Origin of the sequence: Achromobacter sp. LC458 (assembly GCF_001005835.2) — a bacterium.
GTDB lineage: Bacteria > Pseudomonadota > Gammaproteobacteria > Burkholderiales > Burkholderiaceae_B > Achromobacter > Achromobacter spanius_B.
In genome coordinates this window covers 1-26,745 of sequence record NZ_LBHW02000024.1, presented here as the reverse complement: position 1 = coordinate 26,745, position 26,745 = coordinate 1, and the positions used below count along the sequence as shown (strand labels likewise).

The following is a 26,745-nucleotide window of genomic DNA, read 5'->3' as shown; positions in this document are numbered from 1 at the left end:
GGACACCCCAATGCGCGACCGCGTTCTCATCCTATCGGTATTGATCGTTGCTTCCTGCGGCTTGGGCTATGAGCTCATCAGCAGCGCGCTGGCCAGCTATTTACTGGGCGATTCGATCCTTCAGTTCTCCTCCGTTATCGGCTGCTATTTGTTCGCCATGGGCATCGGTTCGTGGTTGTCAAAATATGTAAGAGACGAAGACGTTTTGAATCGGTTCATCGACGTCGAACTGCTGGTGGCGTTGCTGGGCGGCGTCTCGGCCGCCGTGTTGTTCCTGGTGTTCGCCTGGCTGTCCGCGCCCTTTCGCGCGGCGCTGTATGTGGGCGTCTTTGTCATCGGCTTGATGGTGGGCATGGAGATCCCGTTGGTAATGCGCGTGTTCAATCAGCGCAAGACCGAATTCCGCGAGATCGTCAGCCGCGTGTTGACGTTCGACTATCTGGGCGCGCTGGCGGTGTCGCTGATCTTTCCGCTGCTGCTGGCGCCCAAGCTGGGCCTGCTGCGCACCAGTTTCCTGTTCGGCATCCTGAACGCCAGCGTGGCCTTGTGGACCACGTGGCTGTTCCGCGCCGAAGTGCGCCGCCCCGGCGAAAAAGCCATACGCGCCTGCGTCGTGATCGGCTTTCTGGCGCTGGGCTTCATCTATTCCACCGCGATGACGGCCTGGGCCGAAAAGGGCTTGTACGGCGATGACGTGGTGCATGCCGAAACCACGCCGTACCAGCGCCTGGTGGTGACGCGCTGGCATGACGACCTGCGTCTGTACATCAACAACAACCTGCAATTCTCGTCGCGCGACGAACACCGCTATCACGAATCGCTGGTGCATCCCGGGCTGCAAACGCTGCCCTGGGCGCGCAACGTCTTGGTGCTGGGCGGCGGCGATGGCTTGGCGGTGCGTGAAATCCTTAAGTACAAGCACATTGAACACATCACGCTGGTGGACCTGGACCCGGCCATGACCGGGCTGTTCTCGCGGTCCGATCCCCTGGTTGCGTTGAACCAGGGCGCGCTGAAAGACCCGCGCGTCACCGTCATCAACGACGACGCCGGCCGCTGGCTGGAAACCCATGCCGAGGTCTACGACTTCATCGTGGTGGACTTTCCCGACCCGTCCAACTTCGGCCTGGGCCGCCTGTATTCCGTGCCCGTCTATCACCTGATGGCGCGCCACCTGGCGGAAAACGGCTACATGGTGATCCAGTCCACCTCGCCCTACTTCGCGCCGCGTTCGTTCTGGAGCGTGAACGCCACGCTGAAGGAAGCAGGCTTGAACACCTGGCCGTATCACACCTACGTGCCCTCGTTTGGCGACTGGGGCTTCATCCTGGCCAGCAAGCGCCGCGACTACACGCCGCCCGACAAGATCACCGTGCCCACGCGCTACCTGGACCCGGCAACCACGCGTGAACTCTTTCACTTCCCGGCCGACATGCCCGCGCTGGAGATGCCGCCCAACCGCTTGAACGAGCAGTCGCTGGTGCGCTATTTCGAAGAGGACTGGCGCAAGGTCATCCGCTGATGCGCCGCCGCAGCTTTCTTCTGGGCGCGGCCACGGCGGCGGTGGCCGGCACCGCGGGCTACTACCGCCAGCGCATCGTCGAGACCCCGGCAAACGTGGCTTACCCCGGCATGCAGGCGGGCCACGCGCTGCGCGACGGCGCGGCCCTGCCCGCCGCCACCGCGCACCATCGGCACCAGGTCGTCATCCTGGGCGCGGGCGTGGCCGGCCTGTCATGCGCGTGGAAGCTGGCGCGCGAAGGGTTTACCGACTTTGTCGTGGTGCAGGGGCCGGAATTCGCCGGCAACGCCGCCGCCGGGCGGCAGGACGAACTGCACTATCCGCTGGGCGCGCATTACCTGCCGCTGCCTTCGATGGCGTCCACCCATGTGCGCCAGATGCTGGCCGACTTCGGCATCATCGAACACGGCGCGGGCGATGTCCGCCCGGTGTATGACGAATCCGTCCTGGTGCATTCGCCGCAAGAGCGCCTGCTGCGCAACGGGCGCTGGGAAGACGGCTTGCTGCCCATGACGGGCCTGCCCGATGCCGACGTGGCGCAGCACCATCGCTTCCTGGCGCTGGTCGAACGCCTGCACACGCAGCGGGGCAATGACGGGCGGCGCGTGTTCAGCATCCCGCTGGTGCTGTCCTCGCAAGACCCTGCCTGGCGCGCGCTGGATCAGATCCCCTTCAAGCAGTGGCTGGATCGCGAAGGCTACACGTCGCCCGCCTTGCACTGGTACCTGAACTACTGCTGCCGCGATGACTACGGCGCGGGCTACGACGTGGTGTCGGCCTGGGCCGGCCTGCACTACTTCGCCAGCCGCGACGGCCACGCGGCCAACGCGGGGGAAGGCGCGGTGCTGACGTGGCCGGGCGGGCTGGGCGTGCTGGCCGACCGCATGCGCCAGGCCATCGACGACAAGCTGGGCCACACGCGCTGGCTCATGGCGGGTACGGCGGTGCGCATCGCCGACACGCCCGCCGGCCCGCTCACCACCTGCATGGCCACGGGTTTGGCCCCGGGTTTGACCCCGGGTTTGACCCCGGGTTTGGCCCCGGACTCCACGCCGCGCGCCTACACCTTGCAAAGCCGGCGCACCGTCTGCGCCATGCCCTTGTTTGTGGCGCAACGCCTGTTGCCTGACATCCGCGCCTATGGCTACGACCCGGCCGTGCATGCGTCATCGCACGCGCCCTGGCTGGTGTCCAATTTTCTGCTGGAAGGCTATCCGCAGGAGGCGCCCGGCGAGCCGCTGTCCTGGGACAACGTCGTCTACCAAGGCCGTGCGCTGGGCTATGTGGTGTCCACGCACCAGCTGCTGCGCGTGGCGCGTTCGCCGCGATCCGTCTTCACGGCCTATCACGCCTTGAGCACGCAGACGCCCAACGCGGCGCGGCAATGGCTTAGCACGGCCAGCCCCGAAGCCCTGCGCGACGAAGCGGCCGCCGACCTGATCGCCGCCTACGGCCGGGAATTCTGGCGCCATGCGCGCCGGCTGGACATCACCGTGCGCGGCCATGCGATGGCCTCGCCGCTATGCGGCAGCCTGTCCAACGCCGGGCTGGCCGCGCTGCGCGAGGTGGACGGCCCCGTGCTGTTCGCGCATGCCGACTTGTCCGGGTATTCCGTCTTCGAGGAAGCGTCCTGGTGGGGCGTGGTGGCGGCCGGGCGGATATTGGGGCAAGCGCCGCCAAGCGCTTGATTTGCGTCCCCCGCAACAGGGCGACGCGCGCCCGAATCGCGACCCCGATTTTGCTACACGCGCCCGCATCCGCTGCCCTACAATCGCCCGTCATTCGGGCTACGAAGAAGAACTCATGGGAAAGCACGTCATCGTCCTGGGCGCCGGCATTGTGGGCGTGTGCTGCGCGCTGGAACTGCTGCGACGCGGCTTGCGCGTGACGCTGGTCGACCGGCAGGCGCCCGGCATGGAAACGTCGATGGGCAACGCCGGCGTGCTGGCGCGCAGTTCGCTGATGCCGTTCAACCACCCCGGCCTGTGGGGCCAGTTGCCCCGCCTGATGAAGAACGACACCGTGCAGTTCCGGTATCGCGCGTCCTATCTGGCGCAGAACCTGGGCTGGGCAGCGCGCTTCCTGCTGAACGCGCGGCCGTCGGTGTTCAAGGAAACCACGCGCGCGCTGGACGAACTGATCCGGCTGTCCGCCCCCGAACATCTGCGGCTGCTGGATGCCGCCGGCGCGCGCCATCGTTTGCGCGACACCGGCTGGGTGTTCCTGTACCGCAGCCCGGCCGCCTGGAACGCCAGCGCGTTGGCGCGCCAGACGTTCGCGCAACACCAGGTGCCCACGCAGACGCTGGACCCGGTTGAACTGGCCGCGTTGGAACCCGCGCTGTCACCCATCTTTCACCGTGCGCTGTGGATCCAGGGTTCGTATTCCGTTGACGACCCGCAGGCCGTGGTGACCGCATACGCCGACCTGTTCCGGCAAACGGGCGGCACGGTCAAGGCGATGACGGCCACCGGCATCCGGCGCGACGGCCAGGGCTGGACGGTGCAAGGAGCCCAAGGTTCGGAAACCCTGTCGGCCGATCAGTTGGTGGTGGCGTTGGGGCCGTGGTCCAAGGCGTTGCTCAAGACCACCGGCATCGATCTACCCATGGCGTTTGAACGCGGCTATCACATGCACTATCGCGGCCAGGACGGCGCGCGTGTGACGCGACCGGTGTACGACACCGGTGGCGGCTACGTGCTGTCGCCCATGGCGCGCGGGCTGCGCCTGACCACGGGCGTGGAACTGGACGCCTGCGAAGCCGCGCCGCGCATGACGCAATTGGATCTGGCCGAAGCGCGAGCGCGAGAGGCCTTCCCGCTGGGGGAACGCGTGGACCCCGCCGCCTGGCTGGGCCGGCGCCCCACCCTGCCGGACAGCCGCCCGATGATCGGGCAGGCGCCCAAGCACCCGGGGCTATGGCTGGCGCTGGGGCATCAGCACATTGGCTTCAGCACGGCGCCGGGCACGGCGAAGCTATTGGGCGAACTGATGTTCGACAATCCCGACCCGTCGCGCCACCATGCGTTCCGGCCGGGGCGCTTCATCTAGGGCGCTTCATCTAGGGCGCTTCGTCCAGAGCAGCTTCGTTCAGGGCTATCACCCCAGCAACAGCGCGTCGTCCGACAGCTTTTCGCCGCGCACGCGCTCGAACATCGCCAGTAGATCCGGCACATCCATGCCGCGGCGTTCATCGCCCGACACGTCCAGCACCACCTGCCCTTGATGCAGCATCACCGTGCGGTCGCCCACGTCCAGCGCCTGCCGCATGCTGTGCGTGACCATCATCGTGGTCAGCTGGCTTTCGGCAACGATGCGCGCCGTCAGTTGCAGCACGAAGTCGGCGGTACGCGGGTCCAGCGCGGCGGTGTGCTCGTCCAGCAGCAGGATGCGCGACGGCTGCAAGGCCGCCATCAGCAGGCTGACCGCCTGGCGCTGGCCGCCGGACAACAGGCCGATGCGGTCGGTCAAGCGGTTTTCCAGGCCCAGGCCCAAGGTGGCCAGACGTTCACGAAAGCCGTCCTTCATCGACGCCTTGACCGCGCGGCTATAGCCACGGCGCACGCCGCGCATCTGCGCCAGCGCCATGTTTTCTTCGATGGTCAGGTCTTCGCAGGTGCCCGCCATGGGGTCCTGGAACACGCGGGCCACGCGGCCGGCGCGCGCCCACACGGGCTGGCGCGTCACGTCCACGCCGTTGATGTCGATGCGGCCCGAATCAATCGGCAGGTCGCCCGACACCGCGTTCAGGAACGTGGACTTGCCGGCGCCGTTCGAACCAATGACGGTTACGAACTGGCCTGAAGGAATCTCCAGCGACAGGCCACGCAGCGCGCGCGTCTCGATGGGCGTTCCCGCGTTGAAGGTAATTTTCAGATCTTTTGCGGACAACATATCAGCGCCCCTTCTTGCCGACGATACGGCGCTTGAGCATCGGGATGACCAGGGCAATCGTGACCAGCACCGCGGTGACAAGGTTCAGGTCTTGTGCCTTCAGGCCGATGAAATCGCTATTGAGCGCCAACGCGATGAAAAAGCGGTAGACGATGGCGCCAATGATGACGGCCAGCGTCGCCAGCACCAGCTTGCGCGACGGCAGGATGCTTTCGCCGACGATCACCGCGGCCAGGCCGATCACGATGGTGCCGATGCCCATCGAGATATCGGAACCGCCCTGCGTCTGCGCGAACAGCGCGCCGGCCAGCGCCACCAGCGCGTTGGACAGCGCCATGCCGCCCATGATCATGCGGCCGGTGTTGACGCCCTGCGCGCGCGCCATGCGGCCGTTGGACCCGGTGGCGCGCACGGCCAGCCCAGTCTGCGTGGCAAAGAACCAGTCCAGCGCCAGCTTGGCCAGGATGACGATCACAATCAGGATCAGCGGGCGCGCGACATAGTCGGAGATCCAGCCCGGCTGCAAGATCGTGAACACGGTGGGTTCGGTGATCAGCGGAACGTTCGGCTTGCCCATGATGCGCAGGTTGATCGAGTACAGCGCGATCATCATCAGGATGCTGGCCAGCAGGTCCATGATCTTGAGCTTCACGTTCAGCATGCCCGTGATCAGGCCGGCGACCGCGCCCGCGAACGTGGCGATGATCGTGGCGGAAAACGGATCGGTGCCCGACGCAATCAGCGTGGCACAGACGGCGCCGCCCAGCGGAAAGCTGCCGTCAACGGTCAGGTCGGGGAAGCGCAGCAGGCGAAAGGAGATAAACACGCCCAAGGCCACCAGGCTGAAGATCAGCCCGATCTCCAACGCGCCTAACAACGAGAACAATGACATGGGTTAAATCCAATCAGGGTAAGGAAGGTGCATATTAAAGAGTTGAAACGTCGGATTTCTTGCGTTCAGGCATCAGTTTTACCCGAGCTTTCGAAACAAACGTTTCCCGGTTCGTCATTTTCTCGCGTTTCGTTCCAAAGCATCCGCGCGCTTGCCGGGCAGACCGGAAAGCGGCGACGTTCAAAGCCAGGAAAGGGAGCAAAACCGCAGGACCCGGTCGCGGTGCGACCCGAAAAAAGCTTAACAAAAACCCCGCGCACGCCGGGCGGCGTGGCGGGGTCTGGCGGGTGTCGCTTTACTTCACGACCACCGCGGCCGACTTGATCACGGCGTCCGACAGGGTCACGCCCTGCTTGGCGGCGGCGCCCGGGTTCACGTAGAGCTCAAGCTTGGAGATGACTTCCGACGGAATGGCGCCGGGCTTTTCGCCCTTGAGAATGCGCACGACCACCTTGCCCGTCTGCACGCCCAGGTCGTGGTAGTTGATCCCCAGCGCCGCGATACCGCCGCGCTTGACGCTGTCGGTATCCGAGGCGATCAGCGGGATCTTGGCGTCGTTGCCCACCTTGACCAGCGATTCATACGCCGACACGACGTTGTTGTCGGTGTTGGTGTAGATGACGTCGACCTTGCCGATCAGGCTGCGCGCGGCCGAGGCCACGTCAACCGAACGCGGGGCGGCGGCTTCAACCAGGCTCATGCCCGACTTGGGCAGGATTTCCTGCAACTTCTTCACCACCACGACCGAGTTGGCCTCGCCCGGGTTGTAGACGATGCCCACGCGCTTGGCGTTGGGAACGATTTTCTTGATGAGTTCAACCTGCTTTTCCAGCGCCAGCATGTCCGACACGCCCGTCACGTTGGTGCCCGTGGCGTCCATGCTCTTGACCAGCTGCGCTGCCACCGGGTCGGTCACGGCCGAATACACCACCGGCACGTCCTTGGTGGCGGCCACGACGGCCTGGGCCGAGGGCGTGGCGATCGCGACGATGGCGTCGGGACGGTCACCCACGAACTTGCGGGCGATCTGCGCAGCGGTGCCGTTATTGCCCTGCGCGCTTTGGTACTGCCACTTCAGGTTCTTGCCGGATTCGTAGCCGGCCTGCTTCAGGGCGTCTTGCACCCCATCACGCACGGCGTCCAGCGCCGGGTGCTCGACGATGGCGGTAATCGCCACCGACTTTTGCTGCGCCGACACTGGTGAGGCGATAGCCATCGCCAGCGCCATGGCGCCAACCGTCAGAAAATGTTTTTTTCCGATCAGCATACGTAAGCTCCTTGAACCCTTGGTTTTTGTTCGTTATTACAACTACGCCGGCGGCTTCCCGTCGGTCGGTCAGCCGTAAAGCCATATAGTCTAACTTGCCGTCAGACAAAAGAATTTGCGGGGAATCCCTGAAATGGTGCATGCCGGCAAGCATGCTCCACGCCGGGGCGCGCCGCGCCAATATACTAAATATCGCCAAGGCCGACGGCGGATCGTCGGCCACATCCCAAGGCCTCATCATGATCAAACGCGCTCTGGGCCGTTCCGGCCTGCAAGTTCCCCCCCTGACTTTCGGCGGCAACGTCTTCGGCTGGACGGTCGACGAAGCCGGCGCCTATTCCCTGCTTGACGCCATGGTCGACGCGGGCCTGAATTTCATCGACACGGCCGACGTGTATTCGCGCTGGGTGCCCGGCAACCAGGGCGGCGAATCCGAAACGCTGATCGGCAAATGGCTCAAGCGATCCGGCAAGCGCGACCGCGTGATGATTGCCACCAAGGTCGGCATGGAAATGGGCCCCGACGCGCGCGGTCTGGCGCCCGCCTACATCCGGCGGTCACTGGATGCCTCGCTGGCGCGGCTGCAAACGGATTATGTGGACCTGTACCAGTCGCACAAAGACGACCCCGATACGCCGCTGACCGACACGCTGGCGGAATACGCCAAGCACATCGAGTCCGGCAAGGTGCGCGCCATCGGCGCGTCAAACTACACGGCCGTGCGCCTGTCCGAAGCGCTGATCGCGGCCGAACGCCACGACCTGCCGCGCTACGAAAGCATCCAGCCCGAATACAACCTGTACAACCGCGCCGGGTTCGAGACCGGGCTGCAAGGCCTGGTGAAAACGCAGCAGATGGGCACCATCAATTACTACGCGCTGGCCAGCGGTTTTCTTAGCGGCAAATATCGCAGCGCGGCCGACGCCGGCAAAAGCGCGCGCGGCCAGAAGATTGTGGAGACCTATCTGAACGAACGCGGCCTGCGCATCTTGAAGGCGCTGGACGAGGTCTCGGAAGACGCCGGCTGCACGCCCGCGCAAGCCGCGCTGGCCTGGCAGATTGCGCAGCCGGGCATCACCTCGCCCATCGTCAGCGCCACGTCGTTGGCGCAGCTTGACGAACTGGTCAAGGCCGCCAGCCTGACGCTGACGCATGACCAGTTGGCCAAGCTGAGCCAGGCCAGCGAATGGCGCTAAGGCATTAATCCAGCTTCACGCCGGAATCTTTCACCACCTTGGCCCAGCGATCGACTTCGCTGTCGACGAACTTGCCGAAGTCGGCGCCCGTCAGCGTGGGCACCGCCGAGCCGTTGCCGGCCCACGTTTCCTTCAGCTTCGGGGTGTTCAGCGCCTTGGTGATTTCCACCGCCATCTTGTCGACCGCCTCCTTCGGCGTGCCGGTCGGCGCCCAGATGGCGTACCAGGTCGACACGACGTAATTCGGCACGCCGGCTTCGGCGGCGGTCGGCACGTTGGGCAGCGAGGCCGACCGTTCGCTGGCCGCCACGGCCAGGGGCTTGATGGCGCCCGCGCGTATATGTCCGGACGACGAACCCAGCCCATCGAACGCCAGGTCTACCTGACCACCGATCAACGCGGACAGCATCGGGCCGGCGCCCTGGTACGGCACGTCCACCAGCTTGATGCCGGTCTGCATGGCGAACAACTCACCGGCCAGGTGGTGCGTGCTGCCCTTGCCGGCGGTGCCGTAGTTGATTTCGCCCGGATGCTTCTTGGCGTAGTCGACGAATTCCTGCAAGGTCTTGACCGGCAACTTGCCGGCGTTGATCACCACCACCTGCGGCGGCTGCGCCACCAGCGCGACCGGCACGAAGTCCTTCTGGATGTTGTAGTTCAGGCTTTTGTACAGCGACGGGGCCAACGCGTGGTGCGCGCCGCCCATGAAGAAGGTGTAGCCGTCGGGGCGGGCCTTGGCGGCGACGCCCGCGCCGACCGTGCCGCCCGCGCCGCCCTTGTTGTCGATCACCACCGTCTGGCCCAATTGCATGGTCAGTTGTTGGGCCAGCGGGCGGGCGAAGGTGTCCGTGCCGCCGCCTGCGGGGAACGGAACGATCAGCGTGATGGGGCGCTCTGGCCATTGCGCGGCGGCCGTGCCGCCGAAACCCAGGGCTGCCACGGCGACTAGGGCCACGGCGGACTTGCGAACTTTCATAATGTCTCCTCTTGCTGCATCACGGGGACGGCGCGGTTGTGTGCGTCTCGTCTCTTGAAATTCTTATTGAATGAATGCTGCCAGGACTGCAATGCGTAGTCGGATCGAGTCGGAAGGCCTCCTGTGTAGAAAAAAAATGCCGGCCCATGCAGGCCGGCATCTGGCATGGCGTCAAAGCGTCTTATAGGTTTCGCGCAGCACGTTCTTTTGGACCTTGCCCATCGTGTTGCGCGGCAATTGGTCAACGATGTGCACGCGCTTGGGCACCTTGAAGTTGGCGATGCGTGACTTCAGTTCCCGTTGCATCGCGCCCGCGTCCAGCGACGCGCCGTCCTTGGGCACGACCACCGCGACGACGGCTTCGCCGAAGTCCGCGTGCGGCACGCCGATGACCGCCGATTCCGCGACGCCAGGCATGTCGTCGATCAGCGTTTCGATTTCCTTGGGGTAGACGTTAAAGCCGCCCGAGATGATCAGGTCCTTGCTGCGCCCGACGATGGACAGCGTGTCGGCGGGCACTTCGCGCCCGGCGGATTCGCCGCCCCAGCGGCCGACGTCGCCCGTCTTGAACCAGCCGTCTTCGGTGAATTCCTCGCGCGTTTTTTCCGGCATGCGCCAGTAGCCCGAGAACACGTTGGGGCCACGCACCTGCACGTTGCCGATCTCGCCCGGCGCCAGCGGCACGCCCGCGTCGTCCACCACGCGCACTTGCACGCCCGGCAACGCGCGCCCGACCGTGCCGGCCAGGCGCTCGCCCTGGGCGGGGTCATAGGGGTTGGACGTCAGCATGACGGTTTCGCTCATGCCGTAGCGTTCCAGGATGGCGTGCCCGGTGCGCGCCTTGAAGTCCGAGAACGTCTCGGCCAACAACGGCGCCGACCCCGAGATGAACAGGCGCATGTTGGCGCACACGTCGCGGTTAAAGCGCGGGTCGGCCAGCAGACGCACGTAGTACGTGGGCACGCCCATCATCACCGTGCATTGCGGCAGATAATGCAGCGCCTGGTCGGCATCCAGCTTGGGCAGCCAGATCATCTTGGCGCCGGCCAGCAAGGCGCCGTGCGAGGCCACGAACAAGCCATGCACGTGGAAGATGGGCAGCATGTGCAGCAGCACGTCGTCTTCGCGCCAGCCCCAGTATTCGTGCAGCACCTGCGCGTTGGCGGCCAGGTTGCCATGCGACAACATCGCGCCCTTGCTGCGGCCGGTGGTGCCGGACGTATACAGAATGGCGGCCAGGTCGTCGGGCTTGCGCTGCACGGTCTTGAACGTTTGCGGCAGGCCGGCGGCGGCGTCCAGCAGAGTGCCCGTGCGGTCCTCGTCCAGCGTGTAGACGTGCGCGCAGCCGGCCTTGTCGGCGGCGCGTTGCACCCAGTCCAGGTTCTTGCTGGCGCAGACCACTACGGCGGGCTCGGCGTTGCCCAGGAAGTATTCGATCTCGGCTTCGCGGTAGGCCGTGTTCAGCGGCAGGTACACCAGCCCGGCGCGCAAGGTGGCCAGGTACAACAGCAGCGCTTCCGGCGATTTTTCCACTTGCACGGCCACGCGCGAACCGTCGGGCAGGTCCAGCGACGTCAGCAGGTTGGCCAGGCACGCGGTGGCGCGGTCGATGTCATCCCAGGTGTATTGCAGGTCGGGCGTTTCCAGCGCGACTTTGCTGCGGTCTTTGGGAAAGCCGCCTTGCAGGACAGCATAGAGGTTGGCGTTGCTCACCTTGGTCAGTCTCCGGAAAAGGAAGGATCTACGCCGGCCAGGAAAGCGCGCACGCCTTCCTTGTGGTCCCGGCTTTCGGCATAGGAGAAATAGTCTTGATATTCGTCTTCGGTCAAGGCGCCCCCTTGGGCAAGCCGCGCCGACAGGCGTTTATTGATGCGGGCGGCCAATGGCGCGCCCTGGGCGATGCGATCGGCGCTGCGGCGGGCGGCATCGGCCACCTGATCGTCGGGCACGATGCGCGTGAGCAGCCCCAGGCCGTGCGCCTCGTCGGCGCCGAAGACCCGGCCTTCCAGCAAAATTGCCAGCGTGGCCGCGCGCCCGACCAGGGCCAGCAGACCGCGCATTTCATCGGGCGCCATGGGAAAGCCCAGGCGGTTGATCGGCACGCCGAAACGCGCCGACGCGCCTGCGATGCGCAAGTCGCACTGGCTGGCAATTTCCAGCCCGCCGCCCACGCACACGCCTTCGATCTGGGCGATGACGGGGTGCGGGCAGTCGGCCACGGCCCGCAAGGCGGGCGCCAGGATGTGGCGGTGGTAATGCTGCACGCCGGCGGCATCGGCCCGCTGCACGGGAAATTCGCGGATGTCGGCGCCCGCGGCAAAGTTGCCGCCTTCGCCCCGCACGATCACGCAGCGCACGGTGCTGTCGGCGGCCAGGCGCGTGAACACGTCACCAAGCTCGCCCCACATGCCCACCGTTATCGCGTTCAACCGCCCCGGGTGCGATAGCGTCACCCAGGCCAACGGCCCCTCGCGTTCCAGCCGCACGCGGCCGGCCACGTCTTGCGTCATGTCCCGTTGCCCCTTTTTTTATTGATATGGACCGCTTTGTAAAGCGATCAGGCCACGCGTCCGACTCCCCGGCTTACCTGCGGCTTACCTTCGCCCAAGCGGGCAAGGTTGGTGTCCAGCTCGTCCAGGTCATACAGGTAGTTGACCATCAGCGCGCAAGACTGCTTCATGCCCTTGACCGAGGTGTCGGCCGCCCAGTTCAAGCGTTCGATGCGCGCGCCGTTGCCCAGGTGAAAACGCGCCACGGGGTCCAGCGGCAGCCCGTTCTTCATGGATTGCAAATACGTGGCGGCCAGCCGGAAGCCGGCGCGTTTGATCACGTCGGACGCCTTGCCCTGCGCGGCGGCCTTGGCCAGCCGCGACACCCAGCGCTGGCCGTCCGGCACCCCTTCGCGCTTGCGGTCCTTGGCGCGCGACTTGTCTTCGCGCACGATGGCCTCCACGGCGTCGGCGTCCAGCTTGCCCAGCCAATCCGAAAACCCGGGAATGGGCGACAGCGTGGCAAAGTTCTTCAGCTTGGGCAGCTCTTCCAGCAGCTGCTCGACCACGCGCTTGAGCAGGAAGTTGCCGAAGCTGATGCCCTTCAGCCCGGGCTGCGTATTCGAAATGGAATAGAAGATGGCCCAGCGCGCCTTGTCCAGATCCTGCGGCGGCAAGGTGCTGTCCAGCAGCACCTGCACGTTGTCGGCCATGCTGCTGGCAAACGCCACTTCCACGAAAATCAGCGGCACGCCCGGCATCTGCGGATGGAAATAGGCGTAGCAGCGGCGGTCGGGCGACACGCGGCGGCGCAGGTCGTCCCACGAGGTGATCTCGTGCACGGCTTCGTACAGGATCAGTTTTTCCAGCAGCGACGCGGGCGAATCCCAGGTCAGCGGGCGCAACTCCAGCAAGCCCACGTCAAACCAGGCGGACAGCAACCCTTCCAGTTCCTTGTCCAGCCCCTGGATACCCGATACCTGCTTGCGCCAACGCAGCATGTCGGCGCGCAGATCCACCAGGAAGCGCAAGCCGTGCGGCAGCGCGTTAAAGCGCTTGAACAGGCGCGTGCCCTCGCCGCCGTCGCCCGCGTACGTGGCGCGCACCTGAGCCAACGCCGCCAGCATCAGCCGGCGGTCCTTGCTGTCGGCCGTGCTGTATTGCTCGCACCAGCGGCGCGCCAGCTTGTTGGCCGCCACATCGGTCAGGCGCGCCTCGAACAGGCGGCGCACCTCGGATTCGCTGGGCAGGCGCCCGCGTTCCCACAGCTTGCCCAGGCGCGTCATCAGGCTGGCGCCCTCGGCGGCCGCCGCAGGGTCGATCAGCTCGGGCTCGGGCTCAGGCGTGCGTGCGCCCCGCGCGGGCGCGAGATTGGCGGGTACGGACATGGGCGGGCTCCTCGATAACGATGGGATCAGGTAACGCCGGATCGGCGGCGTCTTCATTGGCCAAAATGCGCAGCGCTTCCAGCTGCCGCATCAGATGGGTGTGCGCCAGGGCCTGGGCGGCCTCGCTGTCATGCGCTTTCAGGGCGTCGAAAATGGCCAGGTGCTCGGCGCAGGACTGCTGGATACGCCCGGGGCGCGCCAGACTGCGGTGCCGCGACAGGCTCAGGACCTTGCGCAGGTTGCCCACCATGTCCGACAGCCACTGGTTGCCGGCCAGCGCCTGGACGGCTTCGTGGATCAGGTAATTGGTTTGGTAGTAGGCGTCGATGCGGCCGGCGCGGGCATGGCCGGCCAGCTCGGCGTGCAGCGGCTCAAGCGCGGCCAGTTCGGCGTCGGTCGCCTTGCGGGCGGCTTCGAAAGCGCAGCGCCCTTCCAGCATGGCCATCAGCGGGAAGATGTCTTCCAGGTCTTGCGTGGACAGTTCATTGACAAAGCAGCCGCGGCGCGGCTCCAGCCGCACCAGCCCTTCGGTGGCCAGCACCTTCAGCGCCTCGCGCAAGGGGGTGCGGGATATGCCCATTTCGCCGGCCAGCCGAAGTTCGTCGATCCATTCGCCGTTGGACAGGGCGCGCGCATGGATCATGCCGCGCAGGCGATCCGCGACTTCCAGGTAAAGGGCTTGACGGACGATGGGTTGGCTCATGGGGGCCGGCGCGGGCAGCGCCGTAATTCATAATTATGAACAAGCCCATGTTAAATCCCGACGCGGAAAAAGGTAAACCCCTGGAAAACCCCTTCCGCCCGTCGGCTGCTTCAGAAGTGCAGAACCCCGTCCACGGCGTGGCGCGTCAGCGATCGGGCCCAACGGCGGGCCGGCAGGCCGTATTTGGATTCCACGACTTCGGCCCGCGCCAGCAGATCGGCGGGCGTCACCGCCAGGCGCGGGCCGGAGAATGCCAGCACGATCTGGTTGCCGGCGTCCACCTCGGGCAGCAACACCACGCGGTCGTCGAAGGCCTTGGACAGGTTGTCGATGTTCTTGCCAAAGCTTTCGTGGCGGCCGAACAGGTTGACGGCCACCACGCCGACCTCGCCCAGCACGCGGCGGCAGTCGCGGTAGAACTTCACGCTGTCGCGCACGGGGCCTTCGGCCGAGGCGTCGTACAGGTCGACCATCAACACCGGGCAACGCCCGGCATTGGCGGGGTCGGCCACCCACTGGCCGGCGTCCGCGTGTTCGACCAGCAGCCGGTTCGAGCCCGGCAGGCGGAAGAACATATGGCAGGCGGCGGTTACGCGCGGGTTCCATTCCACGGCCAGCAGCGGGCTACGCGTGTGCTTGACGCAAAAGCGCGCCAGCGACCCCGCGCCCAGGCCCAACATGCCGATGGATTCTTCCTTGGGCGGTTCCAGGAACAGCAGCCAGGCCATCATCTGCGCGGTGTATTCCAGCACCAGTTCAGCCGGACGCTTGACGTGCATCGCACCCTGGACCCACGGGGTGTTGAAGTGCAGATAACGCACGCCATCCAGCTCGGACAGGGTCGGCTGGTCCAGTTCAGAGGGGAAGTTCGATTTATTCATGGCGGCGATTGTAGGTCGGACGCCGCGCCAACGGTGGCTCAAGGCAGATCAGCGTTTTCCTCGGCGGCGCCTTCCCAGATGCGCTCCAGCCACTGGGTGCAAGATGCGTCCGCATGCAGGCTTGCCGCCAAGCGCAACACCCGCTTCAGATACAAGTGCGCGTCGCATTCCCAGGTGATCCCCATGGCGCCATGCACCTGGATGGCGTTCTGGGCCGCGCGCCGGCCCGCTTCCACCGCCAGCAGCGGCACGTAGAGGCTGTCGCGTTCGGCCGAGGGCGCGTCGGCATCGTGCGTGGCGGCGGCGGCTCGACCGGCCAGACGCGCATCGTCCAGCGCCATCCAGTCGTCCGCCAAGCGGTGCTTGATGGCCTGGTTGGCGCCGATGGCGCGGTCAAACTGGCGCCGTTCGCGGGCATACGCCGCCGCCATGTCCAGCGCGGCACTTGCCGCACCCAGCAGCTCAGCCGACCGCAGCAAGGTCAGCCGCGTCTTCAGGCGCCGCCACTGGCCGGCGTCCAACCGCACGTCCACGGTTTCCGCTACGTCAGGACTCGCCACGCTTGCGACGGGCATCGTCGGGTCCAGCCCTGCCCTGCCCGCCACGGGCGCGTGGCGTTCCAGCCGCAACACGCCCGGCGCGGGGCAATGCACCGCCAAGCCGGACACGCCCTGGCCTGCGCCTTCCACAAACGCAGACCCGTCCGGGCGCAGCGTCACATCCGCGAAATATCGCTGGCCTTGCATCATCTGGCGCGCCCAGGTTGCCGCCGGCTCGGGCAAGCCCGCCTTGCAAAGGGTTGGCAGCAGCACCAGGTTTGCCACCAGCGGCAGGCTAAGCAGATGACGCCCTGCCGCTTCGGCCACCACCCAGGCGTCGGCCAGCCCCAGGCCCAGGCCGTCTTGTTCAGCGGGCGCCAGCAGTGCGGGCCAGCCTTGTTCGCACAGGTCTTGCCACAGCGCCAGCCGGTCGGCGGCCGGCTGCGTCGCGGCGGCGCGCGCCACGCGGGGCGGATGGCGATCCGCCAGAAAGCGCGCGGCCGATTCTTGCAGCATGCGCTGGTCTTCGTTCAAGGAAAAAGTCATGGTGTCGGCGTTGGTTCAAATCAGGCTTTGGGCTTCGGGCTTCAGGCTTTAGGCAGTCCCAGCATCTGCTCGGCGATGATGTTGCGCTGGATCTCGGAGGTGCCGGCCAGGATGGTTTCGGCGCGTGACCACAAGTAGGCGTGCGTCAGCGTTGCCGCGTCCGCGTCGATATCGGCGTGGGAATCGGCTTCGATACAAGCGTTGCAAGCGGGGCTGATGCCAGCTTCCCTATCGGCCTCAACACCGGCAGTACCGCGCACATCGATACCCGCATCGATACCCGCATTGCCGACCGCGCCCGCCTTGCCGGCTCCCTTGCCGTCGCCCGCGCCATGCCCCGCCCCTTCCAGGCACGCGCCTTCTCCCAGCATCTGCAAGGACAGCTCCAGCAAGCGCTGGTGCGCCTCGCTCCAGTGAATCTTGGTGGACGACCCTTCCGGCCCAGGCGGATCACCACGCATGGCGCCTTCCAGCGCGCGCCGCGACTTCAACGCCAGCACGTGGCTGTCGGCCGCCAGCCGCGCCCAACGGTGGCGCACGTCGGCCGACGAAGCCGGCGTGTGCCCGTACGCGTCGGGCCGCAGCGCCAGCCGCCGCACCGCTTGCAGCTCTTGCGCAAACCGCACCAGACGCGGAATGAAGTAAGTGCCGCGTTCGAAACTGGCGGCGGCCATCGCCACCTTCCAACCCTGGTTCTCGGCGCCCAGCAGCAGGTCTTGCGGCACGAATACATCTTCGAAAAACACTTCGCAGAATTCCGCGTCGCCCGTGATCTGGCGGATCGGTTCGACCCGGACGCCCGTGCTGCGCATGTCCACCAACAGAAAGCTCAGGCCCTTGTGCTTGGGCACGTTGGCATCGGTGCGCGCCAGCACGAAGCACCACTGGGCGCGGTCGGCGAACGACGTCCAGATCTTGTGCCCATTGAGTCGATACCCGCCCGCCACCGGTTCGGCGCGCGTGCGGACCGAGGCCAGGTCCGACCCGGCGCCGGGTTCCGAATAGCCCTGGCACCAGACGTCGCGGTTGGACAATATGCCCGGCAAAAAACGGCGCTTTTGTGCGTCCGTGCCGAAGTGCAGCAACGTAGGCGCCAGGATGCCGTGGCCGATCAGGTTCACGCCCAACGGCGCGCCGCAACGCGCATGCTCTTCATGGAATACGGCCTGGCGCGATAGCGGCAAGCCGTGCCCGCCATATTCGCTGGGCCAACCCAGGCCGGACCAGCCGTGGCCGCACAAGGTGTCTTCCCAGGCCCGGCGAAAGTCCAGGTCACGGGGGCACGCGCCGCCGGGCCAGCCGCGCACAAAGCCGGCATAGGTCTCGGCCAGCCATGCGCGCAACCGCGGGCGAAAGGCGTCGTCGTCCAGAGCCAGGATGCGAGCGGCCACGTTGTCCTGTCGATCCATACCGCTTACTCCAATCGGATATTCGAATCGCGCGCGACCTTGGCCCAGGTCGACACGTCTTGCCGGATGAACGCCGCGAATGCTTTGGGGTCGCTGCCGATGATGTCCAGCCCCAGCCCCACGAACTGCGCTTTCACGTCGGGCTGTTGCAGGATCTGCGCCAGATTCGTATAGAGCTTGTCGACGACCGCCTGCGGCGTGTTCGCCGGCGCCACCAGTCCCAGCCACGGCATGGCCGAATAGCCCGGCAGGCCGGAAGCCGCCACTGTCGGCAGGTCGGGCACCGAGGCCGAGGGCTTCGTGGTCGTCACCGCCAGTGCGCGCAGCTTGCCGTCCTTGACGAACGGGCCGGACGAGGCCCAGGCGTCGAACATCACCTGGATACGCCCGGCCACCAGATCGTTCAGCGCCGGCGCGCTGCCCTTGTACGGAATATGCGCCATCTGCACGCCCGCCATGCTGTTGAACAGTTCGGCTTCCAGGTGCGTGGAACTGCCCGCGCCCACCGAGCCGTAGCTGACCTTGCCGGGGTTGGCCTTCAGATACGCAATCAGTTCGCCCACGTTCTTGGCCGGAATCGACGGGTGCACCTCAAGCACGTGCACCACCGAGGCCACCTGGCTGACGGGCGTGAAGTCCTTGATGGGGTCGTAGTTGACCTTGGCGTACGTGCTGGGCGCGATGCCCAGCGATGACGCGGCCATCAGCAGCGTGTAGCCGTCGGGCGCCGCGCGCGCCACGTAGTCGGACGCAATCATCGTGCCGCCGCCCGGCTTGTTCTCTACGATCACGGTCTGGCCCAGCTTGGCGGTCAGCCGTTCGGCCAGCAAGCGGCTCATGATGTCGGCCGCGCCACCCGGCGAGAACGGCACCACGATGCGCACGGGCCGGCTGGGATACGCGTCCTGCGCCAGCGCGGGGGTGGCCGCGCCGGCCACGGCGAAGGCCATGCCGGCCAACAGCCCTTTGATTGCTTGTCTCTTCTTCATGCCTGTCTCCTCCTGGGGAATGCGTTGCGCGCATGGCGCGGTGGCACTACGGGGTTGCGGGCAGGATCAACGCGTCCAGTACGGCAACGCCTTGTCCCGCCTCTTTGATCAGCAAGGGATTGACTTCGATTTCGGCCACCTGCGCGGGCGCGGCCAACAGCGCGTTGCCCACGGCGACAATCGCCCGGCAGGCCGCCGCCACGTCCGCGCGCGGCTTGCCCCGGTAGCCGTCCAGCAAGGGGTACGCCTTCAGTTCTTGCAGCATCCGCATGGCGATGGCCTCGTCCACGGGCAGCAGGCGGTGGCTGGTGTCTTGATAGATCTCGGTCAGCACGCCGCCCAGGCCCACCGTCAGCACGGGGCCAAAGACGGGGTCGCGCGTGGCGCCCACGATCAGCTCCGCCACCCCGCGTTCCATCTTCTGCACCATCACGCCATCGACGCGCGCGTCGGGTTGCGCGGCCGACGCTGCGTGCAGCACGCGGTCGAACGCAGTGCTGACGGCGGCGTCGTCGGCCAGCCCCAGCGCTACGCCGCCGGCCTCGGTCTTGTGCGCGATGTCGGCGCTAAGTATTTTCAGCGCCACGGGATAGCCTGCCTGGCGCGCGTGGGCCACCGCGTCATCCGCCGTGCGCGCCACGCCGGCAAGCGCTTGCGGCAGCCCGAAGGCGGCGACGTAGGCGCGCGCGTCCACTTCGTTGCAGGGCAGCGCCGGCACGGGCGGGACGTTGACGTTGATGGGTTGGTCGGTGGGGTTGTCGATGGCCGCCATCCGCCGCGTGCCGCGTGCCTCGCACCACAACAGATACGGCGCCAGCGCGGACACGGCTAGCCCCAGGTCTTCAAACACCGCGACCTCGGCGTCGCGCAAGGCGGCGCGGCTTTGCGCCAGGCCGGTGTCGATGGCGACGAACAAGCGCTGATGCTGGCGCGATGCCTCGGCCAGCGCGTCGGCCATGCGGTCCAGCATGTAGCCGGGCGCGTAGACCACCACGGCGTCGATGGCGTCGGTGGTGGCCAGGGCTTGCAACACCGTTCGCACAAACGCCGGATCGTTGACGACGTTGCCGGTCACGTCCACCGGATTGCCAACCATGCCGTAGTCCGGAATGCCGCCGCGCAGCACGGTTTGCAGGTCGTCGGGCAGATCCGGCAGTTCCAGCCCCGCGCCGATGAACTTGTCGGCCAGGATGGCGCCCAGCGCCCCCGACATCGTCAGCACCGCCACGCGCTTGCCGGCGCTGCGATGGCGCAGCGTGGCCAGGCTGGCCAGGTGCGCCATCTGTGCAAAGTCGGTGGCTTCGATGACGTTCAATTGGCGAAACGCCGCCGCGTAAACGCGCTTGTCGCCCGCCAGCGCCGACGTGTGCGAACGCACCGCCGCCGCGCCTTTATCGGTGTTGCCGGCCTTCAGCGCAATCAACAACTTGCCCTGGCGTTCCAGCGCCTGGCAGGCCCGCACGAAGCGTTCGCCATCGCGCAGTTGTTCGATGTAGCCCAGCACTATCTCGGTGTGGGCGTCTGCCGCCAGATATTCCAGGTACTGCGAAAAATCCAGGCAGGCCTCGTTGCCGGTATTGATGAAGTGCGAAAACGGCAGGTCAAGCCGACGCGCGATGGCGTACACCGCCGCGCACACATTGCCGCTTTGTGTCAGCAGGCTGACCACGCCCGGCTGCGTTTGCGCGGGCGCCGTCTTGAATACCGAGGCAAAGGCGGTGTGCGCCTGCGTGTTCAAGTTGGCAAACCCCATGCAGTTCGGGCCCGCCACGGCCATGCCGCTTTGCGCCACGAACGCTTCCAGCTCGTCTTGCAGGCGCGCGCCCTCGCCGCCCGCCTCCGCAAAACCCGCCGCATACACGATGGCCGCGCGCACGCCCCGGGCGTGGCAACGGCGCAGCATGGGCGTGACCTCGGCGGCGGCAATCGCCAGCACGGCCAGGTCCACGGGTTCGGGCACGGCTTCAATCTCGGGCCAGCAACGTAAGCCGAACACTTCCTGGTACTTCGGGTTGACGGGGTAGATGCCGCCCGCGTAGCCAAAGCGCGTCAGCAGTTCCAGCGGCATGCCGCCAATGCGGCCGGCGTTGGCGCTGGCGCCGATCATGGCAATCGAACGCGGATCCAGCAGGCAGTCCAGCGCGGGCCTCATGCCGTTTCGCCCTTCTTGTTGCGCTGAATGGCCTGGGCCAGGCCGCGTTCGCGCACGGCCTGGAATTCTTCACTAAGGTGCGACAGCTGGTGCGTGTCGAAATGCGCCGACAAGGCCGTGCGAAAGCCCTGCGCATCGGCCGTGCGGTTCAACGAGCGCTTGATCAGCCGCAGCCCGAAGGGCGGCGCCTGGGCAATGCGCCGGGCCAGCGTCAGCGTGGCCTCGTCCAGCTCGGACTCGGGCACCACGCGGTTCACCATGCCGATACGCAGCGCCTCGGCCGCGTCGACTTTTTCGCCGGTGTAGAGCATTTCCTTGGCTTTGCGCAGGCCCATCACCCAGGGGTGGATCAGCACTTCGGTGGCGGCGGCGGCCAGCGTGTGGCCGACGGGGTCCGAAAAGTACGCGGTGTCGGCGCACACGACCAGGTCGCACATGTTGGCGATCATGAAGCCGCCCGCCACGCACGCGCCCTGCACCTGCGCGATGGTGGGTTTCGGGAAATCCCAGATGCGCAGGCAATAGCCGTAGTAGCGGCGCGACTCGTATTCCCAGCGTTCTTCCACGGTGAAGTCGGCGCGCTTGGCTTGCGCTTCTTTCAGGTCGTGCCCCGCCGAAAAATGCGCGCCGCGTCCGGCCAGCACCACGACGCGCACGGCGTCGTCTTGTTCGGCCCGGGTCAGGGCGTCGTCCAGTTCATCCAGCATTTGCTGGCTTTGGGCGTTGCGCGCCGACTCGCGCGCCAGGCTGATGCGGCAGATCGAGTCGTGGTGCTCGACGGCCAGGGTGGCGTATTCCATAGTCTCCTCGTCTTTTGCAACGCCCGCGCTTGTGGATGGCACGGGTCGATGGGTCGATTCGATTGAATTAACGCACCTGGAATCCTAGAATACAAAATATTCGACCACTTTTTCCCACAATATGAACAAGACGATGGCTACCGGCGGCACCCAAAGCATGCGGCGCGCGCTGGGCCTGCTGCGCGTGCTGGCCCAGCATCAGGAAGACGGCATCGACCTGCAAGGCGTGATGAGCGCGACGGGGCTGGAACGGTCCACCGCCCACCGCCTGTTGAGCTGCCTGCTGGAAGAGCAATTCGCCGAACGCGACGCACGCACGCGGCGTTATCGGCTGGGCGTGGATTCCATGCAGCTGGGTTTCGCGGCGTTGCGACGCACGCCCTTGCTGGATGCGCTGCGCCCCTTCGCGCAGAAGCTGGCCCGATTGTCGGGCGACACCGTGTTCCTGGTGATCCGCCAGGGGGATTACGCCTTGTGCCTGCTGCGCGAGGCGGGCTCGTTTCCGGTCAAGGTGTTCACCATCGACCAGGGCGAACGGCGGCTGCTGGGCGTGGGCGCGGGCGGGCTGGCGTTGATGGCGAGTTTGCCGGACGAAGAAATCGCGGCGCTGTATGCGCGGCACGCGGCCAGCTACGCGCAGATTGGCGTCTCAAGTGCGGCGTTGATGAAGGCCGTCAAGCAGACGCGCGCGACGGGCCATTCTGAAATCGTGGATACGATCACGCCGGGCGTGTCGGGCGTGGGCGTCGCGTTTCCGGTATCGGAGTTGACGTGGGTGGCGTTCAGCTTCGGCGCCATCAGCAGCCGGCTGGATGCGCCGCGCCGCGCCAAGATGGGCGAGCTGCTGCGGGCCGAGTGCCAGGCCTGGGCGGCGGGCTATCTGGGCCAGGCATGAAGGAAAAGCGCCCCGCGGGGAGGCGGGGCACTGGGCGGCGTCATTCAGCTGCGTCGTTCGGCTGCGTCATTCGGCTGCGTCATTCGGCTGCGTCATTCGGCTGCATCCAAAGCCGCAGCCAAACCGGCATCAAACCCTTAAATGCGTTCGAAGATCGCGGCAATGCCTTGGCCGCCACCGATGCACATCGTCACCAGCGCATAGCGGCCGCCCACGCGTTGCAGTTCGTGCAACGCCTTGACGGTGATGATCGCGCCCGTCGCCCCGATGGGGTGGCCCAGGCCGATGCCGCTGCCGTTGGGGTTGACCTTGGCGGGGTCCAGCTTCAATTCACGCGCCACGGCGCACGCCTGGGCAGCAAACGCTTCGTTGGCTTCGATGACGTCCAACTGGTCCACCGTCAGACCCGCGCGCTTCAAGGCGGCCTGCGTGGCGGGCACCGGGCCGATGCCCATGATGTTGGGGTCGACGCCCGCGTGCGCGTAGGCCACCAGGCGCGCAAGCGGCTTGATGCCGCGCTTGGCGGCTACCGAGGCGTTCATCAGCACCACGGCGCCCGCGCCGTCATTCAGGCCCGACGCATTGCCCGCCGTGACCGTGCCGTTCTCTTTCTGAAACACCGGCTTGAGCCCCGCCATGGTGTCGGCGGTGACGTCGCGGCGCACGTGTTCGTCGGTGTCGAACACGACTTCGCCCTTGCGGGTCTTTTGCACCACCGGCACGATCTGGTCGCGGAAGTAGCCAGCGTCAATGGCGGCGGCGGCGCGGCGATGCGATTCGGCCGCCAGCGCGTCCTGGTCCTGGCGGCTGATGTTGAATTTGGCCGCCACGTTTTCGGCCGTGACGCCCATGTGCATGCGGCCGAAGGGGTCGGACAGGGCGCCGGTCATCATGTCCAGCATGACGCTGTCGCCCATGCGCGCGCCCCAGCGTTGCGAGGGCACGATGTATGGGGCGCGGCTCATGCTTTCGGCGCCCGCGCCGATGGCGATATCGGCATCGCCCAGCATGATGGTTTGCGCGGCCGACACGATGGCCTGCAAGCCCGAACCGCACAGGCGGTTGACGTTGAAGGCAGGGGTTTCCTTGGCGATGCCGGCGTTCATGGCCGCCACGCGCGACAGGTACATGTCGCGGGGTTCGGTGTTGATGACATGGCCCACCGCAACGTGGCCGACTTCGTCGCCCTTGACGGCGGCGCGTTCCAGCGCGGCCCGAATAACCGTGGCGCCCAGGTCGCAGGGCGGCACGTCTTTCAGCGCGCCGCCAAAATCGCCGATGGCGGTGCGCACGGCGGATGCGACGATAACTTCATTCATGGTGTTTCCTCCTTGTGATGTTTTCCATCATAACGCCGGCCTAGCGCCGCCGCGCCGCAAGGAATTGGGCGACGGCGTCCGCGTGCGCGTCGGTCTTGTGGGCCAGCGCCTGGTACGCCGCCGACAGTTCCAGCAAGGCGTCCAGGCGCGCATGCTGGCTTTCGCGCAAGAGGCGCTTGGTCAGCCGCACGGCCTGCGGGGAATTGGCCGCCATGCGTCCGGCCAGCGCGCGCGCTGCCGGCAGCAGTTCCTGGCCCGGCACCACGCGCGACACCAGGCCCCATTCCAGCGCCGTGGCCGCGCCGATGGCGTCGCCGGTAAACGACATTTCGGCGGCACGCGCCATGCCGATCAAGCGCGGCAAAAACCACGCGCCACCGTCGCCGGGAATGATGCCCAGCTTGACGAAGCTCTCGGCAAAAGTGGCCGACTCCGCCGCGATGCGCACGTCGCACATGCAGGCCAGGTCGCAACCCGCGCCGATGGCCGGGCCGTTGACGGCGGCAATGGTGGGCACTTCAAGCGCGTGCAAGGCCAAGGGCAATCGTTGGATGCCGTGCCGATATTCCTGGCGCAGCGCGGCCGGGCTCACGTCCGGCCCGATCTGGCGCTGCATTTCGTGAATGTTGCCGCCCGATGAAAACACCTTGCCTGTCGCGGTCAGGATCAGCACGCGCACGTCGGGGTCGTGCTCGATACGCGCGAAGATGGCCAGCATCTGGTCCACGATATCGCTGCCGGTCAGCGCGTTGCGCGTAGCGGGGTCATCCAGCGTCAGCGTCGCCACGCCGTCCGCGTCCAATTCAAAATGCACGAGTTCCGTCATGTTTGCCCTTTCCCGATTACAGGTTTTGGATCGCCGCCGCGCGCGCCGGCAAGAATGTCCAGCGTAGGCGCGTGGCCGGGCAGCGTCCAATATTAGTTTTTGCACCGGCGATACGAATCCGGTATCGAAAAGGCCAAAAATAATATTGGACGGCGGTGGTGGCGCTGCCGGATAGTGCCCTGACGTGCCCGCCATCCAGGCGGCGTCGCAACGGAACCGGACCATGATCGAACCGCTGGACCTGACCCCCATCCCCGCCCGCGACGAAGCGCTGCGCGCGGATATCCGCGCCTTTCTGGCGGACACGCTGGACGGGTTGGAGCCGGATGAACGCGCGCGGTCCTGGATGGGGTTTGACGCGGGCTTCAGTCGCCAGCTTGCCGAACGCGGCTGGCTGGGCCTGACGTTGCCGCGCGAATTCGGTGGGGCAGACCGAGGCCATTTCGCGCGTTTCGTGCTGTCCGAGGAATTGCTGGGCGCGGGCGCGCCGGTATCGGCGCACTGGATCGCCGACCGCCAAAGCGCCCCCTTGATCTTGAAGGTGGGTACCCCCGCCCAAAAGGCGTTTTACCTGCCGCGCATCTGCCGCGCCGAGGCGTTCTTTTGCATCGGCATGAGCGAACCGGGATCAGGCTCGGACCTGGCCAGCATCCGCACGCGGGCAGAGCAGATGCCTGGCGGTTGGCGCTTGAACGGCAGCAAGATCTGGACCACCAACGCGCACCGCTCGCACTACATGATTGCGCTGGTGCGCACGTCGGGATCCCCGCAGGACCGGCACCAGGGTCTGTCGCAGCTGATCGTGGACCTGTCGCTACCCGGCGTGTCGGTGCGGCAGATTCAAGACTTGACCGGCGATGCGCATTTCTCGGAAGTGTTCTTCGACAACGTGGAATTGCCGGACGATGCGTTGATCGGTGAAGAAGGCGCGGGCTGGGCGCAGGTCAATGCCGAATTGGCGTTCGAGCGCAGCGGCCCGGAACGGTTGTATTCCAGCGTTGCGCTGCTTGAATGCTGGTTAACGCACTGCCGCGCCTTGTCGGGCGACGCCGTGGACCGCGCGACCTTGGGCGCCATCTTGTCGCAGATGGCGGTGTTGCGGGCGATGTCGCTGGCGGTGGCGGGCAAATTGGCCGCGGGCGGCAGCCCGGCCACCGAAGCGGCGCTGGTGAAGGACTTGGGCACGGAACTGGAGCAGCAAATTCCCCGCCTGATCGGCGACGCGCTGGGCCGTCACCCCAACCTGCCGCCCCCATTGCCCCTGCTGCGCACGCTGACGTACCTGGAACAGGTTGCGCCCACGTTCTCGCTGCGCGGCGGCACCCGTGAAATTCTGCGCGGCATCATCGCGCGCGGGCTGGGGCTGCGGTAAGGCGCGGGGTGATGTCATGGGGCTGATGCCAGGCCGGTGATATCAGGCCGATGATGTCAGGCCGGTGATGTCAGGCCGGTGATGTCACTGGGCTGATGTCACTGGGCTGATGCCAGGCCGCTGATGTCATACAGGCTGATCTGCGGCGAATTAACTGAATACGGACGGACAAGGGCTACATCATGAACAACGCTGGCGACACGCTTTCCGACAACCTGCTGGGCGACGCGGCCGAACGTCTGTTCGCCCAAACCTGCACGCCCGCGCTGCTGCGCGCCGCCGAGCAGGGGCAGCCCATTGATGCCGCGTGGCGGGCGTGCGAGGACGCGGGATTCGCCGATGCGCTGGTGCCCGAGTCGCTGGGCGGCGCCGGGCTGCCGTTGGCGGCGGCACTGCCGGTGGTGCTGGCGGCAGGCCGTCACCTGTGCCCCTACCCCATCGCACATACCATGCTGGCGCGCGGCTGGCTGGCGGCCCACGGACATGCGCGCCCCGCGGGGCCGATCGCGCTGGCCCCGCACGGGCTGTCCGTGGCCGACCACCGCATCGCCGGCACGAACGTGCCCTGGATACGCGTGGCCAGCCACGTGCTGGCGCAGATCAATGGACAAGCGTGGTTGTTGCCCCTGCAAGCCGCCGATGTGCAGAGCAACGGCGTACATGGCTCGCTGGACGGCGAAGCGTCATGGG

Annotated in this window: 23 protein-coding genes; 7 read left to right on the top strand and 16 right to left on the bottom strand. The window is 66.4% G+C overall.

Annotation, left to right across the window (positions count from 1 at the left end; translation table 11 throughout):
* The first annotated feature begins 10 nt into the window (after positions 1-10).
* The 3 genes from YH64_RS19375 to YH64_RS19365 all read left to right on the top strand — a co-directional run bounded on the left by YH64_RS19375 (position 11) and on the right by YH64_RS19365 (position 4,573).
* Positions 11-1,522, top strand: coding sequence for a polyamine aminopropyltransferase (locus tag YH64_RS19375; RefSeq protein WP_046805429.1), 1,512 nt, complete (start codon positions 11-13; stop codon positions 1,520-1,522).
* A complete protein-coding gene (locus YH64_RS19370) occupies positions 1,522-3,210 on the top strand; it encodes an NAD(P)/FAD-dependent oxidoreductase (protein ID WP_046805430.1) in 1,689 nt (562 codons plus the stop codon). The genes YH64_RS19375 and YH64_RS19370 overlap by 1 nt, the downstream gene beginning before the upstream one ends.
* Before the next feature lie 115 nt (positions 3,211-3,325).
* Entirely contained in the window at positions 3,326-4,573 is a 1,248-nt protein-coding gene (locus YH64_RS19365; RefSeq protein ID WP_046805431.1) for an FAD-binding oxidoreductase, read from the top strand.
* 48 nt (positions 4,574-4,621) lie between these two features.
* On the opposite strand, the gene YH64_RS19360 is transcribed toward YH64_RS19365, so the two are convergent.
* The 3 genes from YH64_RS19360 to YH64_RS19350 all read right to left on the bottom strand — a co-directional run bounded on the left by YH64_RS19360 (position 4,622) and on the right by YH64_RS19350 (position 7,575).
* On the bottom strand, positions 4,622-5,416 hold the full coding sequence (locus tag YH64_RS19360; protein ID WP_046805432.1) for an ABC transporter ATP-binding protein: 795 nt from the start codon (positions 5,414-5,416) through the stop codon (positions 4,622-4,624).
* Position 5,417: 1 nt separating this feature from the next.
* Positions 5,418-6,308, bottom strand: coding sequence for an ABC transporter permease (locus tag YH64_RS19355; RefSeq protein WP_046805433.1), 891 nt, complete (start codon positions 6,306-6,308; stop codon positions 5,418-5,420).
* Positions 6,309-6,603: 295 nt separating this feature from the next.
* The gene (locus YH64_RS19350) at positions 6,604-7,575 is read right to left on the bottom strand and encodes an ABC transporter substrate-binding protein (protein WP_046805434.1); all 972 of its coding nucleotides are present in this window, start codon (positions 7,573-7,575) and stop codon (positions 6,604-6,606) included.
* A 239-nt stretch (positions 7,576-7,814) separates the two neighbouring features.
* Between YH64_RS19350 and YH64_RS19345 the strand changes: the two genes are divergently transcribed.
* Entirely contained in the window at positions 7,815-8,771 is a 957-nt protein-coding gene (locus YH64_RS19345; RefSeq protein WP_046805461.1) for an aldo/keto reductase, read from the top strand.
* A gap of 4 nt (positions 8,772-8,775) precedes the next feature.
* Here the strand turns inward: YH64_RS19345 and YH64_RS19340 are convergent, their stop codons facing one another.
* The 11 genes from YH64_RS19340 to YH64_RS19285 all read right to left on the bottom strand — a co-directional run bounded on the left by YH64_RS19340 (position 8,776) and on the right by YH64_RS19285 (position 21,643).
* A complete protein-coding gene (locus tag YH64_RS19340) occupies positions 8,776-9,747 on the bottom strand; it encodes a tripartite tricarboxylate transporter substrate binding protein (RefSeq protein ID WP_046805435.1) in 972 nt (323 codons plus the stop codon).
* 171 nt (positions 9,748-9,918) lie between these two features.
* Positions 9,919-11,460: a malonyl-CoA synthase gene (locus YH64_RS19335; protein WP_143215444.1), complete on the bottom strand. Its 1,542-nt coding sequence runs from the start codon at positions 11,458-11,460 to the stop codon at positions 9,919-9,921.
* Positions 11,461-11,465: 5 nt separating this feature from the next.
* Positions 11,466-12,257 (bottom strand): enoyl-CoA hydratase/isomerase family protein, encoded by a 792-nt coding sequence (locus YH64_RS19330; RefSeq protein WP_143215443.1) that lies wholly within the window; start codon positions 12,255-12,257, stop codon positions 11,466-11,468.
* 47 nt (positions 12,258-12,304) lie between these two features.
* Positions 12,305-13,624 (bottom strand): malonyl-CoA decarboxylase domain-containing protein, encoded by a 1,320-nt coding sequence (locus YH64_RS19325; protein ID WP_046805438.1) that lies wholly within the window; start codon positions 13,622-13,624, stop codon positions 12,305-12,307.
* A complete protein-coding gene (locus tag YH64_RS19320; RefSeq protein ID WP_046805439.1) occupies positions 13,575-14,327 on the bottom strand; it encodes a GntR family transcriptional regulator in 753 nt (250 codons plus the stop codon). The genes YH64_RS19325 and YH64_RS19320 overlap by 50 nt, the downstream gene beginning before the upstream one ends.
* A 110-nt stretch (positions 14,328-14,437) precedes the next feature.
* Complete coding sequence (locus YH64_RS19315) at positions 14,438-15,208, bottom strand: spermidine synthase (protein WP_046805440.1); 771 nt, start codon at positions 15,206-15,208, stop codon at positions 14,438-14,440.
* A gap of 38 nt (positions 15,209-15,246) precedes the next feature.
* On the bottom strand, positions 15,247-16,293 hold the full coding sequence (locus tag YH64_RS19310; protein WP_223264876.1) for an acyl-CoA dehydrogenase family protein: 1,047 nt from the start codon (positions 16,291-16,293) through the stop codon (positions 15,247-15,249).
* A gap of 41 nt (positions 16,294-16,334) precedes the next feature.
* Positions 16,335-17,702 (bottom strand): acyl-CoA dehydrogenase family protein, encoded by a 1,368-nt coding sequence (locus YH64_RS19300; RefSeq protein WP_046805441.1) that lies wholly within the window; start codon positions 17,700-17,702, stop codon positions 16,335-16,337.
* A 5-nt stretch (positions 17,703-17,707) separates the two neighbouring features.
* A complete protein-coding gene (locus YH64_RS19295) occupies positions 17,708-18,691 on the bottom strand; it encodes a tripartite tricarboxylate transporter substrate binding protein (protein WP_046805442.1) in 984 nt (327 codons plus the stop codon).
* A 46-nt stretch (positions 18,692-18,737) separates the two neighbouring features.
* Positions 18,738-20,843, bottom strand: coding sequence for an acetate--CoA ligase family protein (locus YH64_RS19290; RefSeq protein ID WP_046805443.1), 2,106 nt, complete (start codon positions 20,841-20,843; stop codon positions 18,738-18,740).
* Complete coding sequence (locus YH64_RS19285; protein ID WP_046805444.1) at positions 20,840-21,643, bottom strand: enoyl-CoA hydratase; 804 nt, start codon at positions 21,641-21,643, stop codon at positions 20,840-20,842. Before YH64_RS19285 ends, YH64_RS19290 begins: the two co-directional genes overlap by 4 nt.
* A gap of 121 nt (positions 21,644-21,764) precedes the next feature.
* Here YH64_RS19285 and YH64_RS19280 point away from each other — a divergent pair, with 121 nt between their 5' ends.
* Positions 21,765-22,538, top strand: coding sequence for an IclR family transcriptional regulator (locus YH64_RS19280; RefSeq protein ID WP_046805445.1), 774 nt, complete (start codon positions 21,765-21,767; stop codon positions 22,536-22,538).
* A gap of 137 nt (positions 22,539-22,675) precedes the next feature.
* On the opposite strand, the gene bktB is transcribed toward YH64_RS19280, so the two are convergent.
* Positions 22,676-23,857, bottom strand: a complete 1,182-nt coding sequence (bktB, locus tag YH64_RS19275) for a beta-ketothiolase BktB (RefSeq protein WP_046805446.1) — start codon at positions 23,855-23,857, stop codon at positions 22,676-22,678.
* 40 nt (positions 23,858-23,897) lie between these two features.
* The gene (locus YH64_RS19270) at positions 23,898-24,683 is read right to left on the bottom strand and encodes a crotonase/enoyl-CoA hydratase family protein (RefSeq protein WP_046805447.1); all 786 of its coding nucleotides are present in this window, start codon (positions 24,681-24,683) and stop codon (positions 23,898-23,900) included.
* A gap of 223 nt (positions 24,684-24,906) precedes the next feature.
* On the opposite strand from YH64_RS19270, the gene YH64_RS19265 reads away from it, so the two are divergent.
* Positions 24,907-26,055 carry an acyl-CoA dehydrogenase family protein gene (locus YH64_RS19265; RefSeq protein WP_046805448.1) on the top strand — a complete coding sequence of 383 codons (1,149 nt, stop codon included), beginning with the start codon at positions 24,907-24,909 and terminating at the stop codon, positions 26,053-26,055.
* Positions 26,056-26,237: 182 nt separating this feature from the next.
* Positions 26,238-26,745: acyl-CoA dehydrogenase family protein (locus YH64_RS19260; RefSeq protein ID WP_185975399.1), on the top strand; the 508-nt coding region annotated here is incomplete at its 3' end.

What these genes read in the sequence shown, in the direction of transcription:
- YH64_RS19310 (WP_223264876.1), bottom strand. Translation starts at nt 16,293, where the DNA reads ATGACTTTTTCCTTGAACGAAGACCAGCGCATGCTGCAAGAATCGGCC.
- YH64_RS19300 (WP_046805441.1), bottom strand. Translation starts at nt 17,702, where the DNA reads ATGGATCGACAGGACAACGTGGCCGCTCGCATCCTGGCTCTGGACGAC.
- YH64_RS19360 (WP_046805432.1), bottom strand. Translation starts at nt 5,416, where the DNA reads ATGTTGTCCGCAAAAGATCTGAAAATTACCTTCAACGCGGGAACGCCC.
- YH64_RS19365 (WP_046805431.1), top strand. Translation starts at nt 3,326, where the DNA reads ATGGGAAAGCACGTCATCGTCCTGGGCGCCGGCATTGTGGGCGTGTGC.
- YH64_RS19280 (WP_046805445.1), top strand. Translation starts at nt 21,765, where the DNA reads ATGAACAAGACGATGGCTACCGGCGGCACCCAAAGCATGCGGCGCGCG.
- YH64_RS19320 (WP_046805439.1), bottom strand. Translation starts at nt 14,327, where the DNA reads ATGAGCCAACCCATCGTCCGTCAAGCCCTTTACCTGGAAGTCGCGGAT.
- YH64_RS19270 (WP_046805447.1), bottom strand. Translation starts at nt 24,683, where the DNA reads ATGACGGAACTCGTGCATTTTGAATTGGACGCGGACGGCGTGGCGACG.
- YH64_RS19330 (WP_143215443.1), bottom strand. Translation starts at nt 12,257, where the DNA reads ATGACGCAAGACGTGGCCGGCCGCGTGCGGCTGGAACGCGAGGGGCCG.
- YH64_RS19285 (WP_046805444.1), bottom strand. Translation starts at nt 21,643, where the DNA reads ATGGAATACGCCACCCTGGCCGTCGAGCACCACGACTCGATCTGCCGC.
- YH64_RS19350 (WP_046805434.1), bottom strand. Translation starts at nt 7,575, where the DNA reads ATGCTGATCGGAAAAAAACATTTTCTGACGGTTGGCGCCATGGCGCTG.
- YH64_RS19325 (WP_046805438.1), bottom strand. Translation starts at nt 13,624, where the DNA reads ATGTCCGTACCCGCCAATCTCGCGCCCGCGCGGGGCGCACGCACGCCT.
- YH64_RS19355 (WP_046805433.1), bottom strand. Translation starts at nt 6,308, where the DNA reads ATGTCATTGTTCTCGTTGTTAGGCGCGTTGGAGATCGGGCTGATCTTC.
- YH64_RS19295 (WP_046805442.1), bottom strand. Translation starts at nt 18,691, where the DNA reads ATGAAGAAGAGACAAGCAATCAAAGGGCTGTTGGCCGGCATGGCCTTC.
- YH64_RS19340 (WP_046805435.1), bottom strand. Translation starts at nt 9,747, where the DNA reads ATGAAAGTTCGCAAGTCCGCCGTGGCCCTAGTCGCCGTGGCAGCCCTG.
- YH64_RS19265 (WP_046805448.1), top strand. Translation starts at nt 24,907, where the DNA reads ATGATCGAACCGCTGGACCTGACCCCCATCCCCGCCCGCGACGAAGCG.
- YH64_RS19315 (WP_046805440.1), bottom strand. Translation starts at nt 15,208, where the DNA reads ATGAATAAATCGAACTTCCCCTCTGAACTGGACCAGCCGACCCTGTCC.
- YH64_RS19345 (WP_046805461.1), top strand. Translation starts at nt 7,815, where the DNA reads ATGATCAAACGCGCTCTGGGCCGTTCCGGCCTGCAAGTTCCCCCCCTG.
- YH64_RS19290 (WP_046805443.1), bottom strand. Translation starts at nt 20,843, where the DNA reads ATGAGGCCCGCGCTGGACTGCCTGCTGGATCCGCGTTCGATTGCCATG.
- YH64_RS19370 (WP_046805430.1), top strand. Translation starts at nt 1,522, where the DNA reads ATGCGCCGCCGCAGCTTTCTTCTGGGCGCGGCCACGGCGGCGGTGGCC.
- YH64_RS19375 (WP_046805429.1), top strand. Translation starts at nt 11, where the DNA reads ATGCGCGACCGCGTTCTCATCCTATCGGTATTGATCGTTGCTTCCTGC.
- bktB (WP_046805446.1), bottom strand. Translation starts at nt 23,857, where the DNA reads ATGAATGAAGTTATCGTCGCATCCGCCGTGCGCACCGCCATCGGCGAT.